Raw genomic sequence first — 22,639 nt, 5'->3', positions numbered from 1 at the left:
CCGTGGCGGCGAGTGGCCCGCCCTGCCCAGACGGCACGCCCGGCACACGCATCACTCTAGATCCGCCGGGCATGCTGCATCCCTTGATTGCGGGACCCCAGGGTCCGATCGACCGATCGGAGGCCCCGCTCCATGCGTTCAACCCCGGTCTTCATACCCGCCGCGCCGATCCTCGCCGCACCCGGCAAAGACAGCGCGATCCGCCGGCGGACCACCCGGGTTCTCGGGCTCACCGCGGCTGTGGCGCTGATGAGTATCGCCGACCTCGTGATCACGCTGACCTACCTCCGCTCGGTGGGCATGTCCGAGGGCAACCCGATCGCCCGCTTCATCATGGAGCACGGCTCATCGTCCCTGCTGATCTGGTGGAAACTCACCAGTGTCTCGCTGGCCTGCCTCATCCTCATCTACGCACGAAAGACGCGATCGGCCGAGATCGGGGCCTGGATCTGCTTCGCCATCCTGGGTTGGCTGACCCTTCAGTGGACGACGTACATCCATGAGATCACCACGGTCACACCGGCCCTGTACACCCTGACCCAGGCCGAGACCGCCCGGTGGGTCTCCCTGCCGAACTGACCCCGCCCCCGCGCGGTTGGGTCCCCGCCCCCAACGCCCCAATCAGCCCCCGGCCGCGCCCTGAGCACCCGGTCCGCCCGGTCGCTACATTCTCGGCATGGGACAAGGCCCGACGATTGGTTTTCTCGCACTGCTGGCGGCCCTGCTGGCAGGGTGCTCCGACTACAAGGAGCCCCGGCTCTCCGTCGCGAACGTGGCCGTCGCCCAGGAGTCGCCCGAGGGGCTGGTGATCGCCTTCACCGTCCTCGCTGAGAACCAGAACAACGTGGCGCTCCCCCTGCGCGAGGTCCGGTACGCCCTGGACCTCGACAACAAGCGGGTCTTCGAGGGCACCCGCTCCCCCGAGGGCACCGTCCGCGCCGACGGCTCGCACCGGATGGTCATCCCGGTGGCCCTCGCGATCGGCCCCGGCTCCGACGCGTCCGATGCGCTCCCCGAACGGCCGACCGGGGAGCACCGCTACCGCCTCGCCGTCAATCTCACCTACATCACCCCCGGGGCGTTGGCCAACGTGCTGTTCGACACCGGCGTGCGCCGGCCGGTCGTTTCCTACAACGAGTCCGGGCTGCTGAACTTCGGCGAAGGGCCGGCCCCGATCGGCCCGGGGATCCCGACGACGCTGCCGACGCGACCGCTTCCTTCTCCCGACGAGTCCGTGCCGACGGACCCCGAGCCCGAACAGCCGTGACGCCGCCGCGCCTACTGCAGCACAAACGGGCTGCGGTCGACGGCGCTGACCTCAACCTTGACCCCGTCGAGCATCTCGCGGAGCCGCTCGGCCAGTCGCGGCAGGTAGCCCCGCTCGGTCGCCGTGTGCCCGGCGACGATCACGCTCATCCCCGGCGTCCGCTCGGCGGGTTCGATGGCCTCGAGCACCTCGTGGTGCTTCATCTCGCCGGTGACGAAGACCTGGCATCCCTCGGCCTTGGCGACGCCCGCCAGCGACGCCCCCGCGCCGGGGCAGATCCCGACGAACGAGACCGGGGCGCCCTCCGCGCCCGCCGCCGCGGCGATCTGCACCGCCCCGGGCGGGCCCGATCCGCGCCCGCGCCCGAACAGGTGCGTCTTGAGCCGGTCGGCGAGCCGCTCCAGGCTGACGGGCTGGTCCAGCACCAGCCTCCGCCCGGCGCCCGCGCTCCTCTCGGGCACGCCCGAGAGTTCGTAGACGTCAATCGCCGGCTCCTCATAGGGGTGGAACTGCCGCAGCGTCTCCACCGCGAGGGGAAGAGCGTGCCTGGAGCAGACCATCTCCAGCCGCACCTCGGTGACCTCCTCCAGCTTGCCGGCCTCGCCCACCGACGGCTTGGACCCGTCGAGCCCCCGGAATGTGCCGCGCCCATCCGAGGCAAACGAGCAGACCTCGTAGTTGCCGATCAGCCCCGCCCCGGCCGTGGCCATCCCGAGACGGACCTGCTCGACGTCCTTGGCGGGAACAAATGTCACGACCTTGACCTGCTGGCTGTCGTGGCGGTGGATGTGCGGCACCAGGGCCCGCCGGTCCGCCTTGACCACGCCCTTGCGGTCCAGCAGGCCGTCGGCAAGCCAGTCCGTCATCCCCCCCGGGGCCGCGTCGAGCGCCGAGTGCGGGCAGTACACGGCCAGCCCCGATTCGATCGCCTTGAGCAGGATCGCGGCGTGCCCGCCGAGGCCCTCGTCGGCGATCCGCCGGATGGGGTGAAAGATGACCGGGTGGTACGCCACCACCGCGGAGGCCCGCATCCCCGCGGCCTCGAGCACCACCGCCTCCGTCAGGTCGATCGTGAGCAGGACCGGTCCGCGGATCTCCTTCCGCGCCGAGCCGACCAGCAGCCCGACGTTGTCCCACGACTCGGCGTACCGCAGCGGTGCAATCTGCTGCATCGCCTCCATCAGATCGCGGACCTTCATCGCCACCTCCACGCGCTCGGGCGCCCGTTCCGTGTTCATCCTAACCGGTCCGCGAGGCCGCCAACGAGAACGCCCCGGGCAAAAGGCCCGGGGCGCTGGCGCACGGAGATGTGTTGTGAGACCTGTTGGCCGGGCCCTACGCGGCGCTCGGGCGATCGGTCCGATCGCCCCCGCCCTCGCGCCCGATAGCGCCGGCTACTTCCTTCTTGACCCGGTCGAGTTTCTGCTGCAGCACGTCGAGGTGCCGCTCCACCTCATGGACGATGTCGTCCGTGCGGAGCATGTCCGATTGGGCCTCTCGCCCCGGCGCGCGAGCCTCCGGCCGGTTCGGGCGGGCGCCGAGCTGGCGCGCCGCCTCGACCGGGAAAACCAGCCGACGGCCGTGGTCCCGCTCTCTCTCCTGGGTCGGCGACCGATCGCCGATGAGCCTGAGCTTGGTCACCATGTGGTCACTCCAGGTCCGGGCGAGGGCCGGACAGACCCTGATCCCGGACCCCCGTTCATCGGCCCTCCACGCTCTGAGATGAATCGGTCTGAGCGTCATATTCGGGTTACACAGACTGCGGACCAAACTCTCCGTTGCGGTTGCCGCAACCGGCCCTCGCGAACTGCGTAGGCCTCGCTCGGCCCCGCGGAAACCCCGAGCCGGTCATGGTCCGATCATCCGCCGCGACCGATCGGTCAATCAGGGCGTGGCGCCCGACGACGCGCCGGCGGCGCCGCCGTCTGGCGGCGTGCGGCGTGCGCCGATCTTGGGCTCGGTCCCCGCGCGGACCCGGGCCAGGTTGCCGCGGTGCGTCCAGATCACCAGCACCCCAAGCAGCAACGCCGCGCCGGCGCAGGGCCACTGCACGCCCTCGATCGTCCCGCGCGATGCGGCCAGGCCGGTGACGACGGTCCACGCCGGCAGGCTCGCCGCGGCGAGACACGAACTGACGCTGACGTACCGCGTCACCCGCGCCGAAACGATCCAGACGATCATCGACAACGCCCCCGCGATCGTGAGGAGTGGGAACACCCCGAGCATCGCTCCGAACCCCGTCGCGACCCCCTTGCCACCCTTGAACCCGAGCCACACCGGGAACACATGCCCCAGGACCGCCGCGGCGGCGACCGCCAGCCACCACGCCCACGCCTCGGGCGCCAGCGCAAACCGGCCGGCCGAGCCGCTGTACAGGCCGAACGCCAGCGTCGGCCCGAAGCCCTTGAGAACGTCCAGGGCGAAGCAGAGCAAGCCGATCCTGCGCCCGAGCACCCGTCCCGCGTTGGTCGCGCCGATGTTCCCCGAGCCGTGCTTTCGGATGTCGATGCCCCGCGCCAGGCCGATCAGCAGGCCGAAGGGAATGGAGCCGGCGAGGTAGGACAGCAGCGGCCAGATGAAGACGGGCATCCCGGCAGAATAGTCGATCCGGGCTACTCGCCGGCCAGGTGCTGACGGACCAGGTCGGCGCGCGCCTCCCGACGTTCGTTCTGGTCCATCTCCCGGTCGAGGAGCCGCTGCAGGTGCGCGGGCTGGGTGAGGAGCATGAGCTGGCTGACCGTCTGCGCCGGGACATTGGAGATCAGCCCGGTGTAGATGCCCAGGCGAACCTGCGAGAGAAGCGTCAGCGCCTCCTCGGGCGTGAGCAGCCGGGCGTGACGGAGCACCCCCAGCGCCCGCAGGACCTGGTCCTCGATCACGCGCCGTCGACGCTCGACCAGCACGCGCCGCGCGTGCCGCTCGTACTGGATGACCTGCGGGATGATCTGGTGCTCGAACTGGTCGAGGATCGCCCGCTCCGTCCGCCCCAGCGTGGTCTGGTTGGAGATCTGGTAGAAGTCCCCCGCAGCGTCCGAGCCCTCGCCGTAATAGCCGCGGACGGCGAGCGAGAGGTCGCGCGTGGCACGCTTCACCTTCTCCATCTCGCCCGTGAGCTTGAGCGCCGGCAGGTGGAGCATGACGCTCACGCGCAGCCCCGTGCCGACATTCGTGGGGCACGCGGTGAGGTAGCCGAACCGCGCCGAGTACGCGTACTCCAGGCCCGGCCCGTCCGCGCCGTGGGCCGGTTCCCCGGCGCCCTCGAGGGCGTCGTCGACCGAGTCGGTCAGGTCCAGCGCGGAGTCGAGGTCCATGCCGCTGCGCAGCACCTGGATGCGCAGGTGGTCCTCCTCGTTCACCATGATCGAGAGTTGCTCGTCGGGGAGCGTGATGGCGACGGCGCGGGGCTCGCCCCCGGCGCTGGCCGATGCGGCGGCGGCCTCGGTCGCGGCCTCGGCGGCCTCCTTCGGCGCGGGCTGGCCGGGCGTCGCGGCGGTCGCCCCGCCACCACCCTGCTTCGCGTGCTCCTTGCTGATCAGGTGCCGCTCGACCAGCAGCGTCCGCTCGAGGGCCGGGCAGCGGTGGATGTCGAGCCAGAGCATCCGCTCGGTCTGCCCGCCCCCGCCGGTCGCCGCGCACCGCGCCACGCCGGCGCTCATCGCGCGCTCGCGCACCAGCGACAGGATCCGGTCCCGCTGCTCCCGACCGGCCTTGCGGACAAACGGGAGCCCCGCCAGGTTCCGCGCCAGCCGCACACGCGACGAGACCACGACGTCGCTGTCCGGACCCGTGCCGCGGAGCCACGGCGCACCGCGACGCAGCGCCGCCGCCGAAAACGCGGATTCGAACGCACCGCTCACCGGGTTACCCCTTCGATTCCTGGGCCGGGCTCTCGATCCTGCGGATCTGGTCGCGCAGGCTCGCCGCCTGCTCGTACTGCTCCGCCGCGACCGCGGCATTGAGCTGCTTCTTCAGGGTCTCGAGCCGGCGGAGCCGCTCCTCAAGACCCGACGCCGCGGCTGGTGCCTTCGCCGGGGCCGGCGGCGCTGCCCGCTGGCCGCCCAGCCGCTTGGGCACCTTGCCGGTGTGGTGCGTGCCCCCCTCCTGCGCGCGCTGAAGCAGCGGCGACAGGGGCGCCTCGAACGCCTCGTAGCACACCGCGCACCCCAGCAGCCCGCTGTGGCGGAACTGGCCGTACGTCGTGCCGCACGTCGGGCACTGGATCTTCGTGGGATCGATCGGCGCCGTGGGGACCCCGATCTCGGACTTGGCCGCGGCGGCCTGCTCGGCGATCAACTGCCCGAGCAGTTCCGGGACCGTGACGTGCGACTGCACGGCGAACCCCTCTTCGCGCGCGCACTTCTCGCAGAGGTGGCGCTCGACCTTCTTGCCCCCCTGGATCCGCACCTCGTGCACGGTCGCTTCGCTGGCGCATTTGTCGCACTTCACGGGCGAATCCTAGTCGCACCGGACAGCGCCGCCGGTGCGCGATCCGCGCCGGAGAGCGGCCGCCGGAAAAAAAGCCGCGCCGGGAGGCCGGCGCGGTGCAAAGTTTCCTTCAGTGGACCAGATCCCTTAGTTCCGCACGCCGATGCCCGTGAGCGTCCGCAGCCGGTTCTCGTTGAGGATCGGGATGCTCGTGGCGTTCGCCTGCTCCCACAGCCGGTCGTACTGCTGCACGTAGTTGCGGAGGTTCACGTAGTTCTGGACGACCGCGGGGGGCGCCGTGCTCGGGGGGGCGGGGGGGAGCGTCGGCTTCTGGCCCAGGACCAGGAAGTCGACGTCGCCGGTGAGGTCGGTGGCGATTTCGCCGCCCCATTCCTTGATCAGGGCCTCGATGTCCGCCTGCTCCTGCTGGGTCGCCAGGCCGTCGCGGTTGGCGTCGAACAGGCCGTAGATGTGGAACTTGTACACCTTGTTCGGGTCGTAGATCGCGTTCGCGATGACGTCGCCCTTGACCACCGGGTTGCCCCGCCGCTCGCGGATCATCCGGAGCGTGGAGGTGGTGTCATCGATCTTGATCACCTCCAGCGTCGCCTTGCCGGCGGGGTAGTCGCCCGTCTGCGGGTCGGGGCGGATCTGGTTCGCATCCGAGTAGACCTCGAAGGTCATCCCCAGCACCACGTTGTCCTTGCGCCCCCGGTTAATGAAGTACTGCCCGAGGCCGGCGTCGGCGCCGACGATCTGCCCGTCAACCAGGGCGAACTCCTCACCCGGCTTGAAGACCTTGCCCCGCAGCTGCTCCTGCAGACGCTTGACGGTCTCGCCCGCGATCGCCGCCTTCTCCTGCGACTCCCGGGCCTGGCCGATCAGCTCCGCCTCGCGGGCCCGCGCCGCCTCGCGGGTCTTGTCGATCTCCTGGTCCATCCGGTCCTTGGTGACGTTGATGTCCTCGCGGTACTTCTCGATCTCGTCCTTGTACTTGTCGACCTCCGCCGTCAGCGCGGCGACCGTCTCGTTCTTGGCAGTCTCGATGGCAAGGGTCCGCTTGGCCTCATTCTCCAGGTCCTTCTGGGCCCGCTGCCGCGCCTCCACGGCGTCCTTGAGCTGCGACGCCAGCGCCGTGACCTTCGCGTCACGCTCCCGCAGCACCGCGAGCAGGTTCGACGACTCCGCGCCCTCCACCTTGCGGATCTGCTCCAGCAGCGCATCGGCCGCCACGCGCCGGCTGCCGGCCACCGCCTGCCCCAGGTCCTGCATTGAGTCGCTCATGTAGCCGATGGCCGACTTGTTCTTCGCCTTCGCCGCGGCCCTGATCGCCCCGATGTCGTCCCGCCGGCGCTCGTCCTCGCGGACGAACTCCTTCACCTCGTCCGAGTACGTGGCGTACTTCTGCTCGGCGGACTGCTTCTGGCTCAGGAACACGATCGTGGTGATGAACAGGCCCAGCGTGAGCACGCTCAGAATCACCACCGCGACGATCATCCCCGTTCCGCCACCGCTCCGTACCGCCATGACTCGCACTCCCGTTTCGTGACAGACCGCTTCCGAGGCTCCGCCCCCGTCCACCGCCGGCCCGCCGCCATGGCAGTCCACCGCGGGGGTTCCCGTTTGCCGACGGCACGTGGTTCCGGCTCAGGCCGGGTGACTCAGCAGCGGGAGACGGAGGGGGCGGCAAGTCTCGCCGAATCAGGAGCCTACGTCAAGGACGAGGCGCCTCAAGCAAGACCCCCGAGCCTCTTTCGCACCCGTACGTACCCCGGTTCCCTCGCTCCGGAAGCCCGCAATCCTACTCCCCGCCTCCCGCGCCCTCGGCCGGCGGCGCCTCCTCCCCATCATGCAGGCTCCCCCAGATCCACGCCCCCGGCGGCTCCGGCACGCTCACCAGCCTCGGAGTCACCACCACCGGCACCTCCGTCGGGTGCACGACGGCTATCACAAGGACATACGCGTCCCCCTTCGCCAGCAGGCCCGCTGCCCCGTCAAACCTCATCCAGATCGGTGCCACCCCCCGATCCGTCGGCGCCTCGATCGGCTGCATCGTGGCCGCCCCCTGCGTGGCCTCAAAAACCCGCCCACCCCCCTTCGCCTCCTCGACCCACGCCTTGAACAACAACTCCCCCCCAACCAGGGCGGGCACCGAGCCATCCTCTACACCAAGTTGCAGTTCAAAAAACGCCCCCGGCATCCCCGAAAGCGCCCACTGCGACTCCCCCTCCCGCGATGTTTCCAGCGGCGTCAGGGTCGCCACATACCGCTCGCCCCCCGGGGAACGCTCCACCGCCAGTTCCCCCGGCCCCGAGAACGAGTCCGGCGAGTAGGCGCACGACCCCGTCAGGCTCAACGCAAGAACAGCAACAACCATGGCGGCACGCGGCGGCATCCGGCGAGTGTACCGCCACCGCCCCTCTCCGCTGCGAAGTGACGACCGGATAGGCTTCGCTCGTGCCGCACCGGGGCGACCTCATCCTGATCGGTGGTGGGGGCCATGCGCTGGTCGTCGCCGAGGCCGCGCTGCGTGCCGGGTTGACGCTCGCCGGCTTCCTCGACGATTCGCCCGCATCCGCCCTCTCCCAGGGCGAGCCCCACGCCGCCCGCCTGGGCGCCATGGACCGCTTCGACCTCATCGGCCCGCGGGCCTGGATCATCGGCGTCGGCGACCTCTCCCTCCGCGAACGCCTCATCTCCGCGGCCGGCCTCCTGCCCGGTCTGCCCCCCGCCGCGGCGGTGGTGCACCCGGATGCCGTCGTCTCCCCGACCGCCCGCCTGGGCGCCGGGGTGTTTGTCGGACCCGGAGCCGTCGTCCACACGCGGGCGGTGGTCGGCGACCATGCGATCATTAATACCGGCGCCATCATCGAGCACGAGTGCCACGTCGGCGCCAACACGCACATCGCGCCCGGGGCCATCCTCGGCGGCCGCGTGCGCGTCGGGCCTCACTCCCTGATCGGGATGGGGTGCAGGGTCCTGCCGAACCTGTCGATCGGTCAGCGCGGGGTCGTCGGGGCAGGGTCCGTCGTCCTCCACTCGGTCGACGAGGGTTCCGTCGTGGCCGGTGTGCCCGCATCGCCGCTGGACGGCTGAGCGTCGATGCCCGGGCGCACGCCGATGGTCGACAGCCCCGCCTGCGCCGCGAGGTTGCGGCCCCGCATCATCAGATCCGCCCGTGCCCGAGCCGCATCCTCCTCCTTGCCGGACTTCTCGGCGCGCGATTCCAGCGTCGGCTCGAGCACAAAGTGCCAGTCGATCGTTGACGAGATCTTGGTCGGGACCATCTCCGCCCCAAGATCAATCGGCGGGATCTCGTACGCCGGGATCTTCGCGTCCCGCACCGTCGATAGCGGCTCATACCCATCAAGCCGGACCCGCACGTCGTACGAGCCGTAATAGGTGAAATCCGTCTCGACCGGCGTCCTCCCAACCTGCACGTCGTTGAGCCACACCAACGCCCCCGGCGGATCGGAGGTGATGCGCAGCGTCCGCTCGACGCACCCGGCCAGCCCGCAGGCGCTCACTGCCGCGACGGCCAGGATGCAGGCTCGAAGTCGAAGTGCATGGAGTGACGGGCGCGGTCCAACATTCGGCATGGTGTTCACCGGCAAATCAGGGCCTCTTGGGGGCGGGGACACGCGGGCCCGGAGCGCCGTTCGCGCCGTGGCTCGCCGCCGCGGCGGGCTGACGCCTCGGGCCCTGGAGGTTCGTGATCGGATCGTGGTCGTCGAACTCATCGCCCCGGAACAGCGAGCCGAGGTACACCCGCCGGACCATCTCGTCCTTGACCAGCTGGGCCGGCGTCCCCTCGCGCAGCACCTTCCCCTCATCGATGATGTACACGCGGTGGCACACCCGCAGGGTCTGCTGCACGTTGTGGTCGGTGACCAGGCACGCGATGCCGCGCTCGGCCAGCGCAACGATCTCGCGCTGCAGGTCCTCGACCGCGATGGGGTCGACCCCCGAGAACGGCTCGTCAAGCAGGATGATCTTCGGATCGGTGACCAGCGCCCGCGCGATCTCGAGCTTGCGCCGCTCCCCGCCCGAGCAGGTCCGCGCGTGGTGGTGCGCCTTCTTCAGCAGCCCGAACTGATCCAGCAGCGACGCGGCGCGGGCCCGCCGGTTGGCGCGCGACAGCGGCAGCGTCTCGAGAATCGCCAGCAGGTTCTGCTCGCACGTCAGCCGCTGGAACACCGACGGCTCCTGCGAGAGGTAGCCCATCCCCAGCCGCGCCCGCCTGTACATCGGCAGGTCCGAGATGTTCTGGTTGTCGAAGAACACCTGCCCGTCGTCCGCCGCGATCATCCCGATCGCCATGCGGAACGACGTCGTCTTGCCCGCCCCGTTCCGGCCCAGCAGCCCGACGATCTCCCCCGGGTCCACCGAGAACGACACGCCGTTGACCACGGTCCGTTCCGCGAACGTCTTCTTGAGGTTGGTGCAGTAGAGCAGTGGCATGGTGGGAACGGCGAGGGCTCCGCGGGCATCGCGGCCTGGTTCTCCGCGAGCGTAGTCGGGAGTTTATGCGGGCGGCCGCGCCCGCGTTCAGTCGCGGCGTGCACCGCTCCTCAAGGTGTTCTGGCGACCAGCGACCGCCGCCGCGCACCGCGCCACGGTCTCGACCGCGAGCCACGTCATCTCCGCGCCGGGCTCAGGCGGCGCGAGCACGACCACGCCCGGCCCGATCGGCGACCACACGCCCGGGTCCGTCGGACCAAAAAGCGCGATCGTGGGGACGCCCATCTGCGCGGCCAGGTGCGCCGGCCCTGTGTCCGCCGCGATCACCACCCGCGCCGAAGCGATGCGGCCCTCGAGGGTTTCAAGCCCCTCCAGATACTCCCCCAGCGCCCCAAGGAACCCCGCCCGCTCCGCATCGGTGTCCCGCTCCAGCTCCGCCTCGCCCGCCACCAGCCGCGCATCGTGCCCCTCGGACCTCAGCCGCTCCGCGAGCAGGACCCATCGATCGACCGGCCATCGCTTCGCTCTCGCCCCCGCGCCTGTATGGAGGAGCACGGCCGAACCCAGCCCCTCCGCCGCCGGCGCCCCACCAAGCGACGCAACACCAAATCGCCGCCACACCGCGCCACGCTCCGGCGACCCAGGCGCCCCGCCGTAGATGACCTCGGCGCCGAACGCCCGCGCCGCCGCCTCGCCCCACCCCCGCCCGGCCGGCGTCGCCGGGTCGGCCACAAAGTGAACAATAACGCTTGGCGCCCGGGCTCCACCTATCGCCCCCGCCGGACCTCCCGCCTCACCCGTCCACAGCCGGTTGAACACCGGCTGCTCGATGTCCACCGCGTGAACACCAAGCCGCCCCGCGGCGAGCCGCGCGTGCGACGCCCGCGCCACGACCGTCGTCTCAATACCGAGCCGGACCATCGCCCGCAGCAGCGGCCACGTCATCACAAAGTCGCCGAGCGCCCCGGCATGCACCACCCACGCAGCCGATCCCGCCTCGACCGCGGCGGTCACCGTGAGCCCCCCGCGGCCATCGCGAGCGCGGCCCGGACCGCCGAGCGCTCAAGCCGCACGATCTGCGACGGCGTCACCCGCCGGGCCTGCGCCAGATCTCGAAGCGTCGCGGGCGGCCGCCCCCCCCAGCCGTGGCGCGAAACAAGGATGTCGCGGTGCTTCGCCTCGAGCCGGGCAAGAGCGCCCCGCACGCGCGAATCCGGCTCCAGGACCTCCTGCCAGGGGCAGACGCGCCGGGTGAAGTCCTCCAGAGCCACCGCGCCGGGATCAGCCCGCGGCGAAGCCCGGCCGGCGCCCGCCTTCGGCGCGGCGAGCCACGTGGCCCCCGCGCCGCGGGCCCACGCCGAGAGCGCCCTGTTCAGCGCCAGCCCCGCCGGCGCCGCCGCCCGCCCGCCCTTGTGCGGGTCAAACCTGTCGAGCGACTCGACCAGCACGCTGATCGACGTCACCACGACGTCGCGTGCCGCCGGACCCGGAAGCGCCGTCACCTCCCGCTCCAGCCGCCCGACGATCGACCGCAGCGCCAGGGGAAGCAGCGACCGCACCAGTTCGGCCCGCAGCCGCGCGGCCCACCGCAGCGACGTCTCGATCTCGTCCACCGCCGCCGCGGACGGGCGGTGTCGGTCCAGCATCTCGATCTCGGACCGGGCCCGGTCGTGCAGCACCCAGTACGCCGCCCCGCGCGCCGATTCGGCCCTGGCATCCGGCGGCGGCGCGCTGGCGCAATACGCCAGCAACTCCGCCAGCGTCGCCGGCCCCGGGCTCCCAAGACCGAGCATCACCTCCGGCGATGCGAGCAGCGCCGCCGCTTTCTTCCCCGCCGCGGGCGGCGACGGCGGCTCGGCAAGACCGAGGCCCCGCAGCCGCTCGGCCCGTGCCAGCACACCGGCGTGCTGCACATCCGCCGGCTTCTTCCGGTGCCCCAGGGCGACCTCGCGCGCGGGCCGCCCCGCATCGAGTTCCCGCGCAATCGCCGCCCGATCCCCGGGCCGCAGCGGCGCCGGGTCATCAAAGATCGGCGCCCCGCCCCGCCCGACCAGCGCCGCATCGTGCCGTCGCAGCACCTGCCGCACCCCCTCCTGGCTCCGGCCAAACCGCGCGGCGAGCCTCCGGGCCGCCTGGTTCAGCGAGCACCCCAGCCGCCGCCGGTACACCCCCGCCCGCCGAACGATTCGCGCCTCCACCGAAGCGTCCACTCTGGAAAACCCCCGCGCCTCCGCGAGCGCCGCCGCGTGCGCCCTCTCGAACGCCTCCACCGCCTCCCGCGCGAACACGAGCCGATGCCGAGAGTCGTCCCCGATCAGCCGCCGCGCCAGCAGCCCCCTCCGGCGATACCGGTCGATCGTCTTCCGGCTCACCCCCCAGCGTGCCCCGAGCGCCGCCGCGTCAAGCCACGCCCCCTCCGGGTGCTGCGCCGGGCCGATCTGCGCGGTGACGCTCAGCCGCTCCGCCAGCGCGGTCAGGTCCGCCAGCAGCGCCTGCCCGACGATCAGGTTGCCCGCGTGCTCGTCCTCCGCCCCCGAATCCGCCCGATACCCCGTGATGCGAAAGACCACCCAGTCCTGCGGATACGCCCGGTTCGGGTCGATCTCCGCGGCGAGCCGCTCGGTGCTCTCCAGTTGCCGCAGCGCGGACTTGGCCGGCTGGAAGCGCAGTTGCTTCGCAAGGTCCGCAAGCGCCGGGATCCGAAGTCGCGGGAGCGGGGGCATCGATCAAGCGTAGCGAAACCGCCCGCGAACACCCATCTGGTTCGCACGACCCCGAAACACCGCTACCGCGATTCCGGAATAATGTTGACCGCGAACCGGGAGGTGACGTGGCGGAAGGCAAACTAGAGGCGGCAGACGGAGTATCGCGCGTGCTTGAAGTACTGCTGAACTTCTTGGTTCACATCGCCGACGTCACGGTGCACCGCGCCGATCCACGGGTGGTGTTCTACACCATCCTGATCATCATGTTCCTCATCGGGCTCGGCATTCTCGCGTGGCGGTTCCTGTTCTGACCGGCAACGCAGTCCGACTGGCAATCATCACAACTCCGCCCACCGCGCCGGTCGCCGCGACGCCAGCCCAAGGTCCGCCGCATCGGAGAAGAACCGGTCGACCGCCTCCCGCTCGCGCCCCCCGATCTCGTACCGCAGCGACCGCCCCAGGTACTGCCGCGCCTCGCCGTCGCCCCAGCCGCGGGCCCCCGCGTGCACGCTCACGAGCCAGTCCGCCCGCGTGGCGTTGTGCATCCGGGCCCGCTCCAGCACCATCGCCGCATCGCGCACGCGCTGCGATGCGGAACCCTCCGCATCCCACACCGACGCCCGGCACATCCACGCGGCGTACACGAACGGCAACCCCGTGAGGTCCTTCCACGCCTGCCCAAGGTCGAGCTGGTGCGGAAACTGCTCCGGAGGCGGCGGGTTCGCCACCACCTTGTCGCCGATCAGCAGCACCGCCTCGGCCCCCTCCCACCCGCCCGCCGCGTCGAACTCCACCAGCGGCACCGGCGGCCGGCCGTGCAGTCGCGAAAGGATGATCCGCACCAGCGTCGCCGACGTGTGGCTCTCCGTGTCCGCGTGCACCCGCGTGACACGATCAATAGGCACGCGGCTGAACAGCCGCACCGTCAGCGTTGGCCCGTCGGACCCGATCATCCCCACCGGCAGCATCACCAGCGGCTCGGGCGACCGGGCAAAGTCGATGATCGACGCCAGGGCAAGGTCAACCCCCTCCCCCTCCGGCGGCGGCGGGGCCAGCAGCAGGTCGATGAGCCGCGCCGGCACGGCCGACACCAGCGCCGCATCCCGCCACGACCGCAAGCCCTCGATCAGCGGGAGGGTGTTGAGGTACTGCACGCAGCCGATCCGGATCGGCCGCTCCGCGGCCGGAGTGGAAGTCGTAGAAAGCATCCGCGAGTGTAGAAGCCGCCGGGCGAAGGATGCGGGTCCGTGTACCGCCGCGAGGATGCCAACTCCTGTCGCGACTGGCGCCCGATCCCGGTGCTCTCCGATTCGGTTTGCGATGCACGTCCGCCCGCTCGGGGGGCTGGGTGCGGGTGCGCCAACCGCGGTCGAGCGTTAGGTTGTCCACACTCGATCTCCAAATGAAACGCCCCTCGTAATATCATGCGTTTGCCGCGCGAGCCCCTGGACGTGGAAGGAACCACACAACCGCAGCCCCGTCTATTGACCAACGCCGATGGGACCGACCCGCGTACGGAGAGTGCTTTTTCGCCACGCTTGGCTGCTCAGCCGGGCGTTGGCCTTCGGTGTGATCATGTTCATCGCGTACGGCGCAGGCCTCGTGGCGGTCTGCTGGCGCAACGAGTTGAGCGAGGCACGTTACTACCAATACAACCCCGTTAATATGGGTTACCAGGCCGGCGAGCCGCTGCCGTGGCATCTTGTGCGTGTGCCTGAGTCGCTGACGTGGCTCGTGCCGGAGTTCAGTGCGTATGCCTTTTATCGCTATCCCAGCTGGATGCTCACCAACCCGGGCTTCTATGAGACGGTGCTGTTGGTCGTGCTCGGGGGCGCGACCGCCGGGTTCCTTGCCTCAGCGTGGATCCCGGCGGCCGCGGCGCTGCCGCACCTTCGCGGCGTGCGTTCCAGCGAGCGGCGGCGCGCGGGCCGTGAGTGGGGCGTCATGCTCCGTCGCTCTCCACCATGCCGCCGCACAATACCGCGCTGGCTGTGGCTGGGGGCGGCAACTGTCGGGGGGCTCAGCATCGCGCTCTTTGGTGATGCCTGGGCTAGGACCGTCGGGCACCTCCGCCTCGAAGCCGCGTGGGCGAGGGGCGCGCCGGGAAGCGTGGTCTACATGAAGCCGGTACTGGGATGCCTGGCAACGCCAGACGCAATCGCGGTGATCGCGTGGGCGATCGTCCTGCCGCTGGGGATCGTGTGGCTCACCACGCGCGAGGCGTTCATGGCCAGGGAGGCCCGCATCGGCAAGCGCTGTCAGGTGTGCGGGTATCCGAAGACATCGGGCAGCGTTCGTCGTTGGATGACCCCATGTTCCGAGTGCGGGGCACGCCCCGGTGCGACAGGCCATCTTCGGCGTGCGAGATTCCGCGCAGCGGGAGTGCTGGGCTGGGCGTTGGGCGGTGTGCTGGTGCTGGCCCTGACCGCGTTCTGCGTCGGCCCGCACCTGACAGGATGATTGAGCAGGGTCTCGACGCGCTCCGTAGAAGGGCTGACACTGGCCGTCGAAGGCCCCACGCGCCGCGTTCAGGGGCCAACGCGCGGCGTATCCGCGAGTGCAGAAGCCGCCGGGCAACGGGATGGTGGCGGACAGTGGTTCGAGCCAGCCCGTAGCCCCAGCCGATGAAACAGTCAATCAGACCTCGGTCCGATTGCAAGATGCCACGGGAGGCAAGCATTGGAGAACTCGCGGCCAGTCAGGAACTGCCGTCAAGTGATGCTGAGCGCCGCCGCGCTGGCGCTCGGCCTCGGTCTGACACCGGTAGCAAGAGGATCGCGAGCCGGCGCACCGGCCGCAGGCGTAGGGGTTCCTCCGCCGATTGCTGTATCGCCGGCCCAGGGCGCTCGGCTGCGCTCGGGTCGAGTCACCTTCGTGTGGACCGATACCACAACAAACAGCGAGTCCTACGCAATCAACATCTTCAAGGGCTCCGACCCGGACCGGCTCCCGCCAGACACCGATCCACTGACGTTCGCTCACATCACGTCGTCGCCGTTCACAATCCCGGCCGAGCACGCACTTCCACCGGGCACGTACACCTGGGAACTGGTCGGCTGCCTGGTGAGCCTGGGGTTCTACTCCTCCGGCGATCGGCAGTTCGTGGTGCACAGCCCCGGCGACTGGGACATGGACGGCGCCGTGACCCCCGCCGATATCGCGGCCTTCTCCCTTGAGTGGAACGCCAGCCTGCTCCGCGGCGACCTGAACGTCGATGTCAACGCGGACGGCGTCACCGACCCGACCGACTTCGCCGCGTTCATCGCCATCTGGATCGCCTCCGCCACTGTCTGAGTCTGGCCCCACCTCCAATGCCGATTCCCGAGCCCGAAACGGCGCCCAGCCCATTGCTCTCCGATTCTGTTTGTGATATTGTGCCTCCCCCTGCGCGGGGGCCGGGTGCGGGTGCACCAAACCTTGCGTCGGACCTTATGTGGAAGCGTCCCGATGGCAACTGGTGCGGTGGGTGAACCCGATTGGTCCGAGTTGGCGGCTCGTTGGAAGCCGGTCCCCAAGCGGCCGGGCTACGCCCTGGGCGTCATCGTCCTCGGGGCCGGCGTCATCCTGCTCCCCCTGCTGTATTTCGCCATCGTCGCGTCCGTCGGCTACGGGGTCTACTGGCACCTCGCGAACAACTCGCCCGAGAAAATCGCCGCGGCCGTGATGGGCCGCCCCCGGGTGAACCTCGTCTCGATCTTCCTCTACATCCTCCCCGCCGCGGGCGGCATCGCGCTCATCCTGCTGATGCTCAAGCCCCTGGTCGCCCCCAGGGGAGACGCCGGCGACCCGATCGTGCTCGAGGAGTTCGAAGAATCCCGTCTGCACACCTTTGTCGGCAACGTCTGCGCTGCGATGGGTGCCCCCGCCCCGAAGCGGATCGATATCAACTGCGACGTCAACGCCTCCGCCTCGTTCCGCTCCGGCCTCGTCAGCGTCTTCCAGCGCGGCGACATGGTCCTCACCATCGGCCTGCCGCTGGTCGCCGGCATGTCCAAGCGCGAGTTCGCCGGCGTGCTCGCCCACGAACTGGGCCACTTCTCCCAGGGCACCGGCCTGCGCGTCAGCTACCTCGGCATGCGGATGGTCCAGTGGTTCCTCGAGGCCGCCTACCGGCGCGACGGCTGGGACGTGCTGCTCTACCAGATGTCCTATTCCACGGACATCCTCTACCGCCTCCTCGCGTGGTTCGCCCGCGCGTGCATCGGACTTGGCCGGCTGGCGATCAAGGTGCTGGCGCTCGCGGCGATGGCCTTCTGCTCCGTCCTCCTCAAGCAGATGGAGTTCGACGCCGACCGCTACGAGGTGCAGATGGCCGGCTCCGCGTCATTCCCCAGCGCCTTCCGCCGCCTTGCCGAACTTGGCGAGGCCTACCCCAAGGCGATGGAGGAGAGCCGCCGGATGTTCAACTCCGGTTCCCGACTCCCCGACGATTTCCCCGCCCTCGTCGCCGACTACGCCCGCCGCCTCACCCCCGAGGCCCGCGACGAACTCATCCGCCGCAGCGAGGAAAAGTCCAACACCCTCCTCTCCACCCACCCGAGCACCGCCGCTCGCCTCGCCGCCGCGGCGAACGCGAACGACCCCGGCCTGTATACCGACGAGTCCCCCGCCAGCGAACTCTTCACCGATTTCTTCGCCGCCTGCCGCAAGGCCACCTACGGCCACTTCAGCGGCGTCCTCGGCGGATACCCCGCGGGCGTGACCTTCGTCCCCACCGGCCCCCTGCTGCGGGCCTCGGGCGACGCTCAGGCCGGCGGCGACGCCACCTCCCGCTATTTCGGCTTCGAGCCCCCGACCTGGCGGCCGATTTTCCCCGCCATCTCCAAGGTCCCCGCCGGCGGCGACGCCCGCGCCATCCTCGACCGGCTCAAGGCCGCCAAGGCCGATCTGAAAGCCGCCGCCGGCCGCGCCGGCGCCGCGGCGACCCAGTTCCGGTCGATGAGCGAGGAGATCGGCAAGTGGGAGCAGGCCCGCGCGATCATGGACTCGGGCATGACCGTCGACTTCAAGTCCCTGGGCCTCAAGGCGACGACCCGCGCCGGCGTCAGCCAGCGCCTCGACACCCTCGGCGAGAAGTCCACCGAGCACGTGATGGTGATGGACGAGGCCGGCGACGCGGCGATGCGGCGAATGGCCGCCGCGCTCGCCCTGCTCGGCGCCAAGGGCATCGAGCAGCTCATCCCCGACGCCCCCACGCGCCGGGCCCGTGCCGATGCGCTGCTCGCCACCTCCGGCCCGCTCCGCGACATCCTTCCGATCGCCCGGCGAGTCCGCCTGCACGTCGGAACCCTGTCCGGGATCGGGGACAAGATCAACTCCGAGAAGGCTCTCGAGAAACTCAAGGCGTTCGTCCGCCCCGTCAGCGACCAGGTGCGCGACGAACTCGACAGCGCCCGCCGCATCGGCGGCGGCGTGCGCGATCCGGTCTCGCGCTCCGAGGCCTCGCAGAACCTCGGCGAAACCCTGGTCGGCGCGACGCCCGCGTGGCGCGACATCGAGGAGATCATCCTCGCAGGCGACACCTTCGTGGACCGTTTCGGCGATACCTACCGGCGCGTGCTGGGGGAACTGGTGGGCGAGGCGGAGGGTGTCGAGAAGGCGGTGGCGCTGGCGATGAAGAAGCGCGCCAAGGCGGAAGCCCGCGCGTAGCGGCTCGACCGGCACAGGATGTCCCATCTGCCCCTCCCCCTTCCCCTTCCTCAGGTCACCCCCGCGCGGCGGCTCCGACGGTCATCTTGACCGGCACGAAACTTGGCCGCACGCGCTTCTCGAACTCGGCGCGGTACTTGTTCATGATCGTCCGCACGGCCCAGTTGTTGCCGTCGGCCAGGCCGCAGATGGTCGTGCCGGGCATGGAGCCCATGCTGGTCGCGATCTCCAGGGCCAGGTCGAGGTCCTTGGTCTTGGCGTCGCCTTCCTCGATGCGGCCGAGCAGCTGGTAGAGCCAGCCGCTTCCCTCGCGGCAGGGGGTGCACTGGCCGCAGGACTCGTGCTTGAAGAAGCGGGCGATGTTCCGGGCGACGGCCACCATGTCGGTGTCCTCGTCGAACACGGTCGGGCAGGCGGTTCCCAGGCCGAGCACGTTGTACTTGCGGCCGATGTCGAAGTCGAGTTCCGCGTCGAACTGGTCCGGGCCGAGGATGCCCATGGAGACGCCGCCGGGGATGGCGCCCTTGTACTTCTTGCCGGCGCGCATGCCGCCGCAGTACTGCTCGACGAGGGTCCGCAGGGGGATGCCGAGGTCGAACTCGAAGATCCCGGGGCGCTCGACGTGGCCGGAGACGCCCATGAGCTTGGTGCCGTAGGAGGGCATGGCGCCCTTGAAAGTCGACTCGGTGCCCTGCCGGGTGAACGCCTCGGCTCCCTCGCTGATGATGAACGGGACGTGGGCGAGGGTCTCGACGTTGTTGATGATCGTCGGGCGAGCGAAGAGGCCCTTGATCGCCGGGAAGGGGGGCTTGTTGCGGGGCCAGCCGCGCTTGCCCTCCAGCGACTCGAGCAGGCCGGTTTCTTCGCCGCAGATGTAGGCGCCGGCGCCGCGGTGGACGTGGCAATCCACGGCCCAGATGCCGTTGTTGAAGGGGTTGAGGCCCTTGGCGCCGGTGAGGAGGCCCTGGGGGCCGAAGACCTTGTTCTCGTACGCCTCCTTGATGGCGTTCTCGAGGACGCGGGCCTGGTGGTGGTACTCGCCGCGGATGTAGATGAACGCGCGCTGGATGCGGCAGGCGTAGCAGCAGATGGCGATCCCCTCGAGGAGGAGGTGGGGATCGAAGTCCATGAGCAGGCGGTCCTTGAAGGTGCCGGGCTCGGATTCGTCGGCGTTGACGGCGAGGTAGCGGGTGCCGCCGTCGCCGGTGGCGGCGTCGGGCTTGGGGAGGAAGGACCACTTCATGCCGGCGGGGAAGCCGGCGCCGCCGCGGCCGCGGACCATGGACTTCTTGACCTCGTCGACGACGGCCTCGGGGGTCATCGTCATGGCCTTGCGGAGGCCCTGATAGCCGCCGGAGGAGGTGTAGTCGGCGTAGGAGATGATGCGCCGCTTTGACGGGTCGCCGTAGGGGGCGCAGGGGATGCGGGCGGTGAGGATGGGGCGCGTGGTCTTGGGCGTCCAGGGCATGGGTGGCTCTCGTCGAGCGCCGGCAGCGGCCTCGCTTGGGGGCGATTGTAGACGGAACACCCCGTGCTGCCGCCGGACGCCGCCGCCCGGAGCCGAGTCAGAGCGGGGGGTCGGTGGTGTCGCGGAGGGTTGCCGCGGCGGCGAGGTGCATGGAGCCGGGAGAGGCGGGGCGGTGCGGCGCGGGATGGCCGGCGTCGCGCCCGGCGGCGGAGCGGACGGCCGGGGCGAGAGGGGTCGGTGCCGGGGCGCGAGAGGGGATGGCGGAGTGGGGGGCGGGGGAGAGCGCGGTCGGCGCGGCGGGGGATGGGGCGGCGGAGGTGGGCGCTGGTGGAGGAGCGGCGGACGGTGGGGAGGAGGGGGTTGAGGGCTGGGTGGGGGTGGGCCGGGAGGAGTAGGAATAGCGGCGCGGGCCGGGGGTGAAGTTGGCGAGGCGCAGGAGGAGGGCGGCGGCGCGGCGGGCGGTCTCTCTGGAACGGCGGCGGAGTTCCAGGCCGCGCTGGTCGCCGGGGCGGACGGGGAAGTGGGCTTCGTCGGCGTTGTGCTCGTCGATGGAGCGGCCCAGGGCGATGGTCGCCGCGGGGAGGAAGTTGCTGGCGACGATGCGGGTGCGGCGGGCGATGGTGGACTCGATCTGGTCGAGGCGTTCAGCGATCTCAGGCTCGGCGAACCAGAGGACGAGGGCTTCGACGGTGGTGTGGTGGAGTTCGGCGACGTCGCGGAGGGTGAGGGTGGGGTCGGTGACGGAGTCGAGGATCTTGGCCGCGAGGTCGAGTGAGGGGTTGAAGGAGGAGGGGAGGTTGAGCATGACCCGAGCAGGATACGGGTTTTTGACGGCATGTCAATAGGGTTTTGATAGGAGCCCTGTGATTTTCATAACTCGTGTCCAAATCAGCACTTGAATCGCTGCTCTGGTCGCTCGGAGTCAACGAATCACGACAGCTTCGCAAGCCGCCGTGTTAGACGTGCAGGATCCCGTAGCTCGCATTCCCACACGATCACAACACGCCAACCTAGTTGTTTGAGGGCAATCGCCACCCGCCGATCTCGAGCCCGGTTTCGCCTTATCTTCGACTGCCAATACAGCGAATTCGTCGCGGGCTGTCGCCTTCCTCGCCGGCACGCGTGCCCGTGCCAAAAGCATCCATGCACAAGGATTGTGCATTTCCTCGCTGGCATTACGATGTCAGGCTTGCCGGGCAGGTCAATACGATGCACGGCGAATCTACGACCGATACGATGGAGGATCGAACGGACCGCGAGCTCGGGCGATGTGTTCCGACTCTTTACTGCCTGCATGCACGCGCGTCGCTGAGCGTGAGTGAGGTTGTCGGGCATGACCTACACCGTCGCCTTCTTCGATATCTCGCCGCTTTTTCCGGCACTCTCCCTGGTCAGCGCGTCCTCAAAAAGGGGCGTCAGGATGTTCTGATCCATCCAACGGATCACCGGCACGCACACACCGTCCCCGAACCCAAATAGCGATTGGATCGTGTTCTCCGCCAGCGTGAAATCAGGAGCTCCCTGCAGTCTCGCATACTCACGCGGAGACATCCAGCGGAAGCGAACTCGCCCGTCATCGATTACCATCACGATTTGCCGCGCACTGCCTCCTCGGGGCGTGCGTAAGCAACCCGCCAGATTGTCAAAGCGAACCTCTGCCCGCATCTCGTCATAGCGACAGCGGCGGTACACAGTTCCGACGTGCAGGCCACCCGACTTTCGGCGGCGCTCCACTTCGGTCCGGTGGAGGTCGGAGAGCATCGCGTAGTGCTTTTTGGTCGCCGCACCATCCCACCAACTTTGTTCATCGTCGGTGTCAATAACAGACCTAAGCGAGTACTCAGCCTGCTTGGGAGGGCGAAGCGCCACCGTCGCCCAACCTGTTGGCAACCGAGTCTTCGCCATAAGTCGAAGAAGTGAATCGGGTCGAAGCGAGCCCCCTTCGTCGATCGCGGCTTGCCAGCCGTCGCCGAACAACCCGCCGTTTCCCTGCCGAATGATTCGACTCGAGTGGAGGGAATCATGAAATCCAACTACGAAGACTCGCGGGCGACTCTGTGGGACGAATGCCTTGGCATCCAGCACAACACTATCGATCCAGTAACCTTCGCCCGCCAGCGTCGTGACGGCACGAACAAAATCAGCCCCATCTTTCGACGTGAGGAAGCCGGTCACATTCTCCAGCATGACCAATTTGGGCTTGTCCGCATTGAGTGCTCGCAGGGCGCGAATAAACCCGAAGTATGTGGAAGACTGGTCGCCCTCAAAGCCCTGCCAGCGCCCGGCAAGCGAAAGGTCAGTGCAGGGGAACGACGCTGTAGCGAGGAATGGCCGTTCGGCCATTCCGGCCACGATCCGTTCCGTTTCCCATACATCTTCGCGATGGAAGTACGGGCTGTCACCGAAATGGCCCTTGTACATCGCCTCTTTTTTGGCATCGATGTCGTTGGCATAGACGCACTCCCAACCCGAGCCCCTCAACGCCTCGTGGACCAAGCCGATCCCAGCGAAGAACTCTGCGAAACGCTTGGATGGATTGACCTTGCCCATCGTCTTCTGTCATCTCCCGTTGGGACTAGTGGTCGATCGTATCGGGCAGGATGGATCGTGGGTAGACACGCGTCAGATGGTACTCATAGTCCGTGGACGGATCGACCTCCATGG

23 protein-coding genes are annotated in these 22,639 nt (G+C 69.5%); 7 read left to right on the top strand and 16 right to left on the bottom strand.

Going from position 1 to position 22,639, the window contains the following annotated elements:
- Positions 1-132 precede the first annotated feature (132 nt).
- Together KF745_08380 and KF745_08375 are read left to right on the top strand one after the other, a co-directional pair.
- A complete protein-coding gene (locus KF745_08380) occupies positions 133-579 on the top strand; it encodes a hypothetical protein (protein MBX3358431.1) in 447 nt (148 codons plus the stop codon).
- Between the two features lie 97 nt (positions 580-676).
- Complete coding sequence (locus tag KF745_08375; GenBank protein ID MBX3358430.1) at positions 677-1,267, top strand: LEA type 2 family protein; 591 nt, start codon at positions 677-679, stop codon at positions 1,265-1,267.
- Positions 1,268-1,278: 11 nt separating this feature from the next.
- On the opposite strand, the gene KF745_08370 is transcribed toward KF745_08375, so the two are convergent.
- The 7 genes from KF745_08370 to KF745_08340 form a co-directional block, all read right to left on the bottom strand.
- Positions 1,279-2,505 carry a Nif3-like dinuclear metal center hexameric protein gene (locus KF745_08370; GenBank protein ID MBX3358429.1) on the bottom strand — a complete coding sequence of 409 codons (1,227 nt, stop codon included), beginning with the start codon at positions 2,503-2,505 and terminating at the stop codon, positions 1,279-1,281.
- Between the two features lie 97 nt (positions 2,506-2,602).
- Positions 2,603-2,911 (bottom strand): hypothetical protein, encoded by a 309-nt coding sequence (locus KF745_08365; protein MBX3358428.1) that lies wholly within the window; start codon positions 2,909-2,911, stop codon positions 2,603-2,605.
- Between the two features lie 240 nt (positions 2,912-3,151).
- The gene (gene plsY / locus KF745_08360) at positions 3,152-3,856 is read right to left on the bottom strand and encodes a glycerol-3-phosphate 1-O-acyltransferase PlsY (GenBank protein MBX3358427.1); all 705 of its coding nucleotides are present in this window, start codon (positions 3,854-3,856) and stop codon (positions 3,152-3,154) included.
- Between the two features lie 23 nt (positions 3,857-3,879).
- Positions 3,880-5,223, bottom strand: coding sequence for a protein arginine kinase (locus KF745_08355; GenBank protein MBX3358426.1), 1,344 nt, complete (start codon positions 5,221-5,223; stop codon positions 3,880-3,882).
- Positions 5,129-5,713 carry a UvrB/UvrC motif-containing protein gene (locus KF745_08350; GenBank protein MBX3358425.1) on the bottom strand — a complete coding sequence of 195 codons (585 nt, stop codon included), beginning with the start codon at positions 5,711-5,713 and terminating at the stop codon, positions 5,129-5,131. The genes KF745_08355 and KF745_08350 overlap by 95 nt, the downstream gene beginning before the upstream one ends.
- 126 nt (positions 5,714-5,839) lie before the next feature.
- Entirely contained in the window at positions 5,840-7,219 is a 1,380-nt protein-coding gene (locus KF745_08345) for a hypothetical protein (protein MBX3358424.1), read from the bottom strand.
- 274 nt (positions 7,220-7,493) lie between these two features.
- On the bottom strand, positions 7,494-8,087 hold the full coding sequence (locus KF745_08340; protein ID MBX3358423.1) for a hypothetical protein: 594 nt from the start codon (positions 8,085-8,087) through the stop codon (positions 7,494-7,496).
- Positions 8,088-8,149: 62 nt separating this feature from the next.
- Between KF745_08340 and KF745_08335 the strand changes: the two genes are divergently transcribed.
- Positions 8,150-8,788 (top strand): NeuD/PglB/VioB family sugar acetyltransferase, encoded by a 639-nt coding sequence (locus KF745_08335; protein MBX3358422.1) that lies wholly within the window; start codon positions 8,150-8,152, stop codon positions 8,786-8,788.
- Here the strand turns inward: KF745_08335 and KF745_08330 are convergent.
- The 4 genes from KF745_08330 to KF745_08315 form a co-directional block, all read right to left on the bottom strand.
- On the bottom strand, positions 8,692-9,291 hold the full coding sequence (locus tag KF745_08330; GenBank protein MBX3358421.1) for a PEGA domain-containing protein: 600 nt from the start codon (positions 9,289-9,291) through the stop codon (positions 8,692-8,694). The two genes, KF745_08335 and KF745_08330, sit on opposite strands and share 97 nt — an antisense overlap.
- Positions 9,292-9,307: 16 nt before the next feature.
- On the bottom strand, positions 9,308-10,153 hold the full coding sequence (gene lptB, locus KF745_08325) for an LPS export ABC transporter ATP-binding protein (protein MBX3358420.1): 846 nt from the start codon (positions 10,151-10,153) through the stop codon (positions 9,308-9,310).
- Positions 10,154-10,240: 87 nt separating this feature from the next.
- Positions 10,241-11,167 (bottom strand): glycosyltransferase family 9 protein, encoded by a 927-nt coding sequence (locus KF745_08320; GenBank protein MBX3358419.1) that lies wholly within the window; start codon positions 11,165-11,167, stop codon positions 10,241-10,243.
- Positions 11,164-12,876, bottom strand: a complete 1,713-nt coding sequence (locus tag KF745_08315) for a hypothetical protein (protein MBX3358418.1) — start codon at positions 12,874-12,876, stop codon at positions 11,164-11,166. Before KF745_08315 ends, KF745_08320 begins: the two co-directional genes overlap by 4 nt.
- Before the next feature lie 149 nt (positions 12,877-13,025).
- Between KF745_08315 and KF745_08310 the strand changes: the two genes are divergently transcribed.
- Positions 13,026-13,169 (top strand): hypothetical protein, encoded by a 144-nt coding sequence (locus KF745_08310; GenBank protein ID MBX3358417.1) that lies wholly within the window; start codon positions 13,026-13,028, stop codon positions 13,167-13,169.
- 27 nt (positions 13,170-13,196) lie between these two features.
- Here KF745_08310 and KF745_08305 read toward each other — a convergent pair whose 3' ends face one another.
- Entirely contained in the window at positions 13,197-14,066 is an 870-nt protein-coding gene (locus KF745_08305) for a menaquinone biosynthesis protein (protein MBX3358416.1), read from the bottom strand.
- Positions 14,067-14,433: 367 nt separating this feature from the next.
- Here KF745_08305 and KF745_08300 point away from each other — a divergent pair, with 367 nt between their 5' ends.
- The 3 genes from KF745_08300 to KF745_08290 all read left to right on the top strand — a co-directional run bounded on the left by KF745_08300 (position 14,434) and on the right by KF745_08290 (position 18,507).
- Positions 14,434-15,318, top strand: a complete 885-nt coding sequence (locus KF745_08300; protein ID MBX3358415.1) for a hypothetical protein — start codon at positions 14,434-14,436, stop codon at positions 15,316-15,318.
- Between the two features lie 414 nt (positions 15,319-15,732).
- Positions 15,733-16,152, top strand: coding sequence for a hypothetical protein (locus KF745_08295; protein ID MBX3358414.1), 420 nt, complete (start codon positions 15,733-15,735; stop codon positions 16,150-16,152).
- A 153-nt stretch (positions 16,153-16,305) separates the two neighbouring features.
- Positions 16,306-18,507 carry a M48 family metalloprotease gene (locus KF745_08290; protein MBX3358413.1) on the top strand — a complete coding sequence of 734 codons (2,202 nt, stop codon included), beginning with the start codon at positions 16,306-16,308 and terminating at the stop codon, positions 18,505-18,507.
- Between the two features lie 55 nt (positions 18,508-18,562).
- On the opposite strand, the gene nuoF is transcribed toward KF745_08290, so the two are convergent.
- The 4 genes from nuoF to dcm form a co-directional block, all read right to left on the bottom strand.
- The gene (gene nuoF / locus KF745_08285; GenBank protein ID MBX3358412.1) at positions 18,563-19,975 is read right to left on the bottom strand and encodes an NADH-quinone oxidoreductase subunit NuoF; all 1,413 of its coding nucleotides are present in this window, start codon (positions 19,973-19,975) and stop codon (positions 18,563-18,565) included.
- 97 nt (positions 19,976-20,072) lie between these two features.
- Entirely contained in the window at positions 20,073-20,780 is a 708-nt protein-coding gene (locus KF745_08280) for a hypothetical protein (protein MBX3358411.1), read from the bottom strand.
- Between the two features lie 125 nt (positions 20,781-20,905).
- Positions 20,906-21,310 carry a DNA mismatch endonuclease Vsr gene (gene vsr, locus KF745_08275; protein MBX3358410.1) on the bottom strand — a complete coding sequence of 135 codons (405 nt, stop codon included), beginning with the start codon at positions 21,308-21,310 and terminating at the stop codon, positions 20,906-20,908.
- A 3-nt stretch (positions 21,311-21,313) separates the two neighbouring features.
- Positions 21,314-22,525, bottom strand: coding sequence for a DNA (cytosine-5-)-methyltransferase (gene dcm, locus KF745_08270; protein MBX3358409.1), 1,212 nt, complete (start codon positions 22,523-22,525; stop codon positions 21,314-21,316).
- Between the last annotated feature and the right edge of the window lie 114 nt (positions 22,526-22,639).

Source organism: Phycisphaeraceae bacterium (genome assembly GCA_019636655.1).
In the GTDB taxonomy this organism is placed as follows: domain Bacteria; phylum Planctomycetota; class Phycisphaerae; order Phycisphaerales; family UBA1924; genus JAHBXB01.
Note: the sequence above shows the minus strand (reverse complement) of the source record. Positions and strands in the feature narration are given on the sequence as shown.

Coding starts and splice junctions, on each gene's coding strand:
- KF745_08380 (MBX3358431.1), top strand. CDS start 133: ATGCGTTCAACCCCGGTCTTCATACCCGCCGCGCCGATCCTCGCCGCA.
- KF745_08375 (MBX3358430.1), top strand. CDS start 677: ATGGGACAAGGCCCGACGATTGGTTTTCTCGCACTGCTGGCGGCCCTG.
- KF745_08370 (MBX3358429.1), bottom strand. CDS start 2,505: ATGAACACGGAACGGGCGCCCGAGCGCGTGGAGGTGGCGATGAAGGTC.
- KF745_08365 (MBX3358428.1), bottom strand. CDS start 2,911: ATGGTGACCAAGCTCAGGCTCATCGGCGATCGGTCGCCGACCCAGGAG.
- plsY (MBX3358427.1), bottom strand. CDS start 3,856: ATGCCCGTCTTCATCTGGCCGCTGCTGTCCTACCTCGCCGGCTCCATT.
- KF745_08355 (MBX3358426.1), bottom strand. CDS start 5,223: ATGCCGCGGTCGCGGCGGAGCAGTACGAGCAGGCGGCGAGCCTGCGCG.
- KF745_08345 (MBX3358424.1), bottom strand. CDS start 7,219: ATGGCGGTACGGAGCGGTGGCGGAACGGGGATGATCGTCGCGGTGGTG.
- KF745_08340 (MBX3358423.1), bottom strand. CDS start 8,087: ATGCCGCCGCGTGCCGCCATGGTTGTTGCTGTTCTTGCGTTGAGCCTG.
- KF745_08330 (MBX3358421.1), bottom strand. CDS start 9,291: ATGCCGAATGTTGGACCGCGCCCGTCACTCCATGCACTTCGACTTCGA.
- lptB (MBX3358420.1), bottom strand. CDS start 10,153: ATGCCACTGCTCTACTGCACCAACCTCAAGAAGACGTTCGCGGAACGG.
- KF745_08315 (MBX3358418.1), bottom strand. CDS start 12,876: ATGCCCCCGCTCCCGCGACTTCGGATCCCGGCGCTTGCGGACCTTGCG.
- KF745_08305 (MBX3358416.1), bottom strand. CDS start 14,066: ATGCTTTCTACGACTTCCACTCCGGCCGCGGAGCGGCCGATCCGGATC.
- KF745_08300 (MBX3358415.1), top strand. CDS start 14,434: ATGTTCATCGCGTACGGCGCAGGCCTCGTGGCGGTCTGCTGGCGCAAC.
- KF745_08290 (MBX3358413.1), top strand. CDS start 16,306: ATGGCAACTGGTGCGGTGGGTGAACCCGATTGGTCCGAGTTGGCGGCT.
- nuoF (MBX3358412.1), bottom strand. CDS start 19,975: ATGCCCTGGACGCCCAAGACCACGCGCCCCATCCTCACCGCCCGCATC.
- KF745_08280 (MBX3358411.1), bottom strand. CDS start 20,780: ATGCTCAACCTCCCCTCCTCCTTCAACCCCTCACTCGACCTCGCGGCC.
- vsr (MBX3358410.1), bottom strand. CDS start 21,310: ATGCCCGACAACCTCACTCACGCTCAGCGACGCGCGTGCATGCAGGCA.
- dcm (MBX3358409.1), bottom strand. CDS start 22,525: ATGGGCAAGGTCAATCCATCCAAGCGTTTCGCAGAGTTCTTCGCTGGG.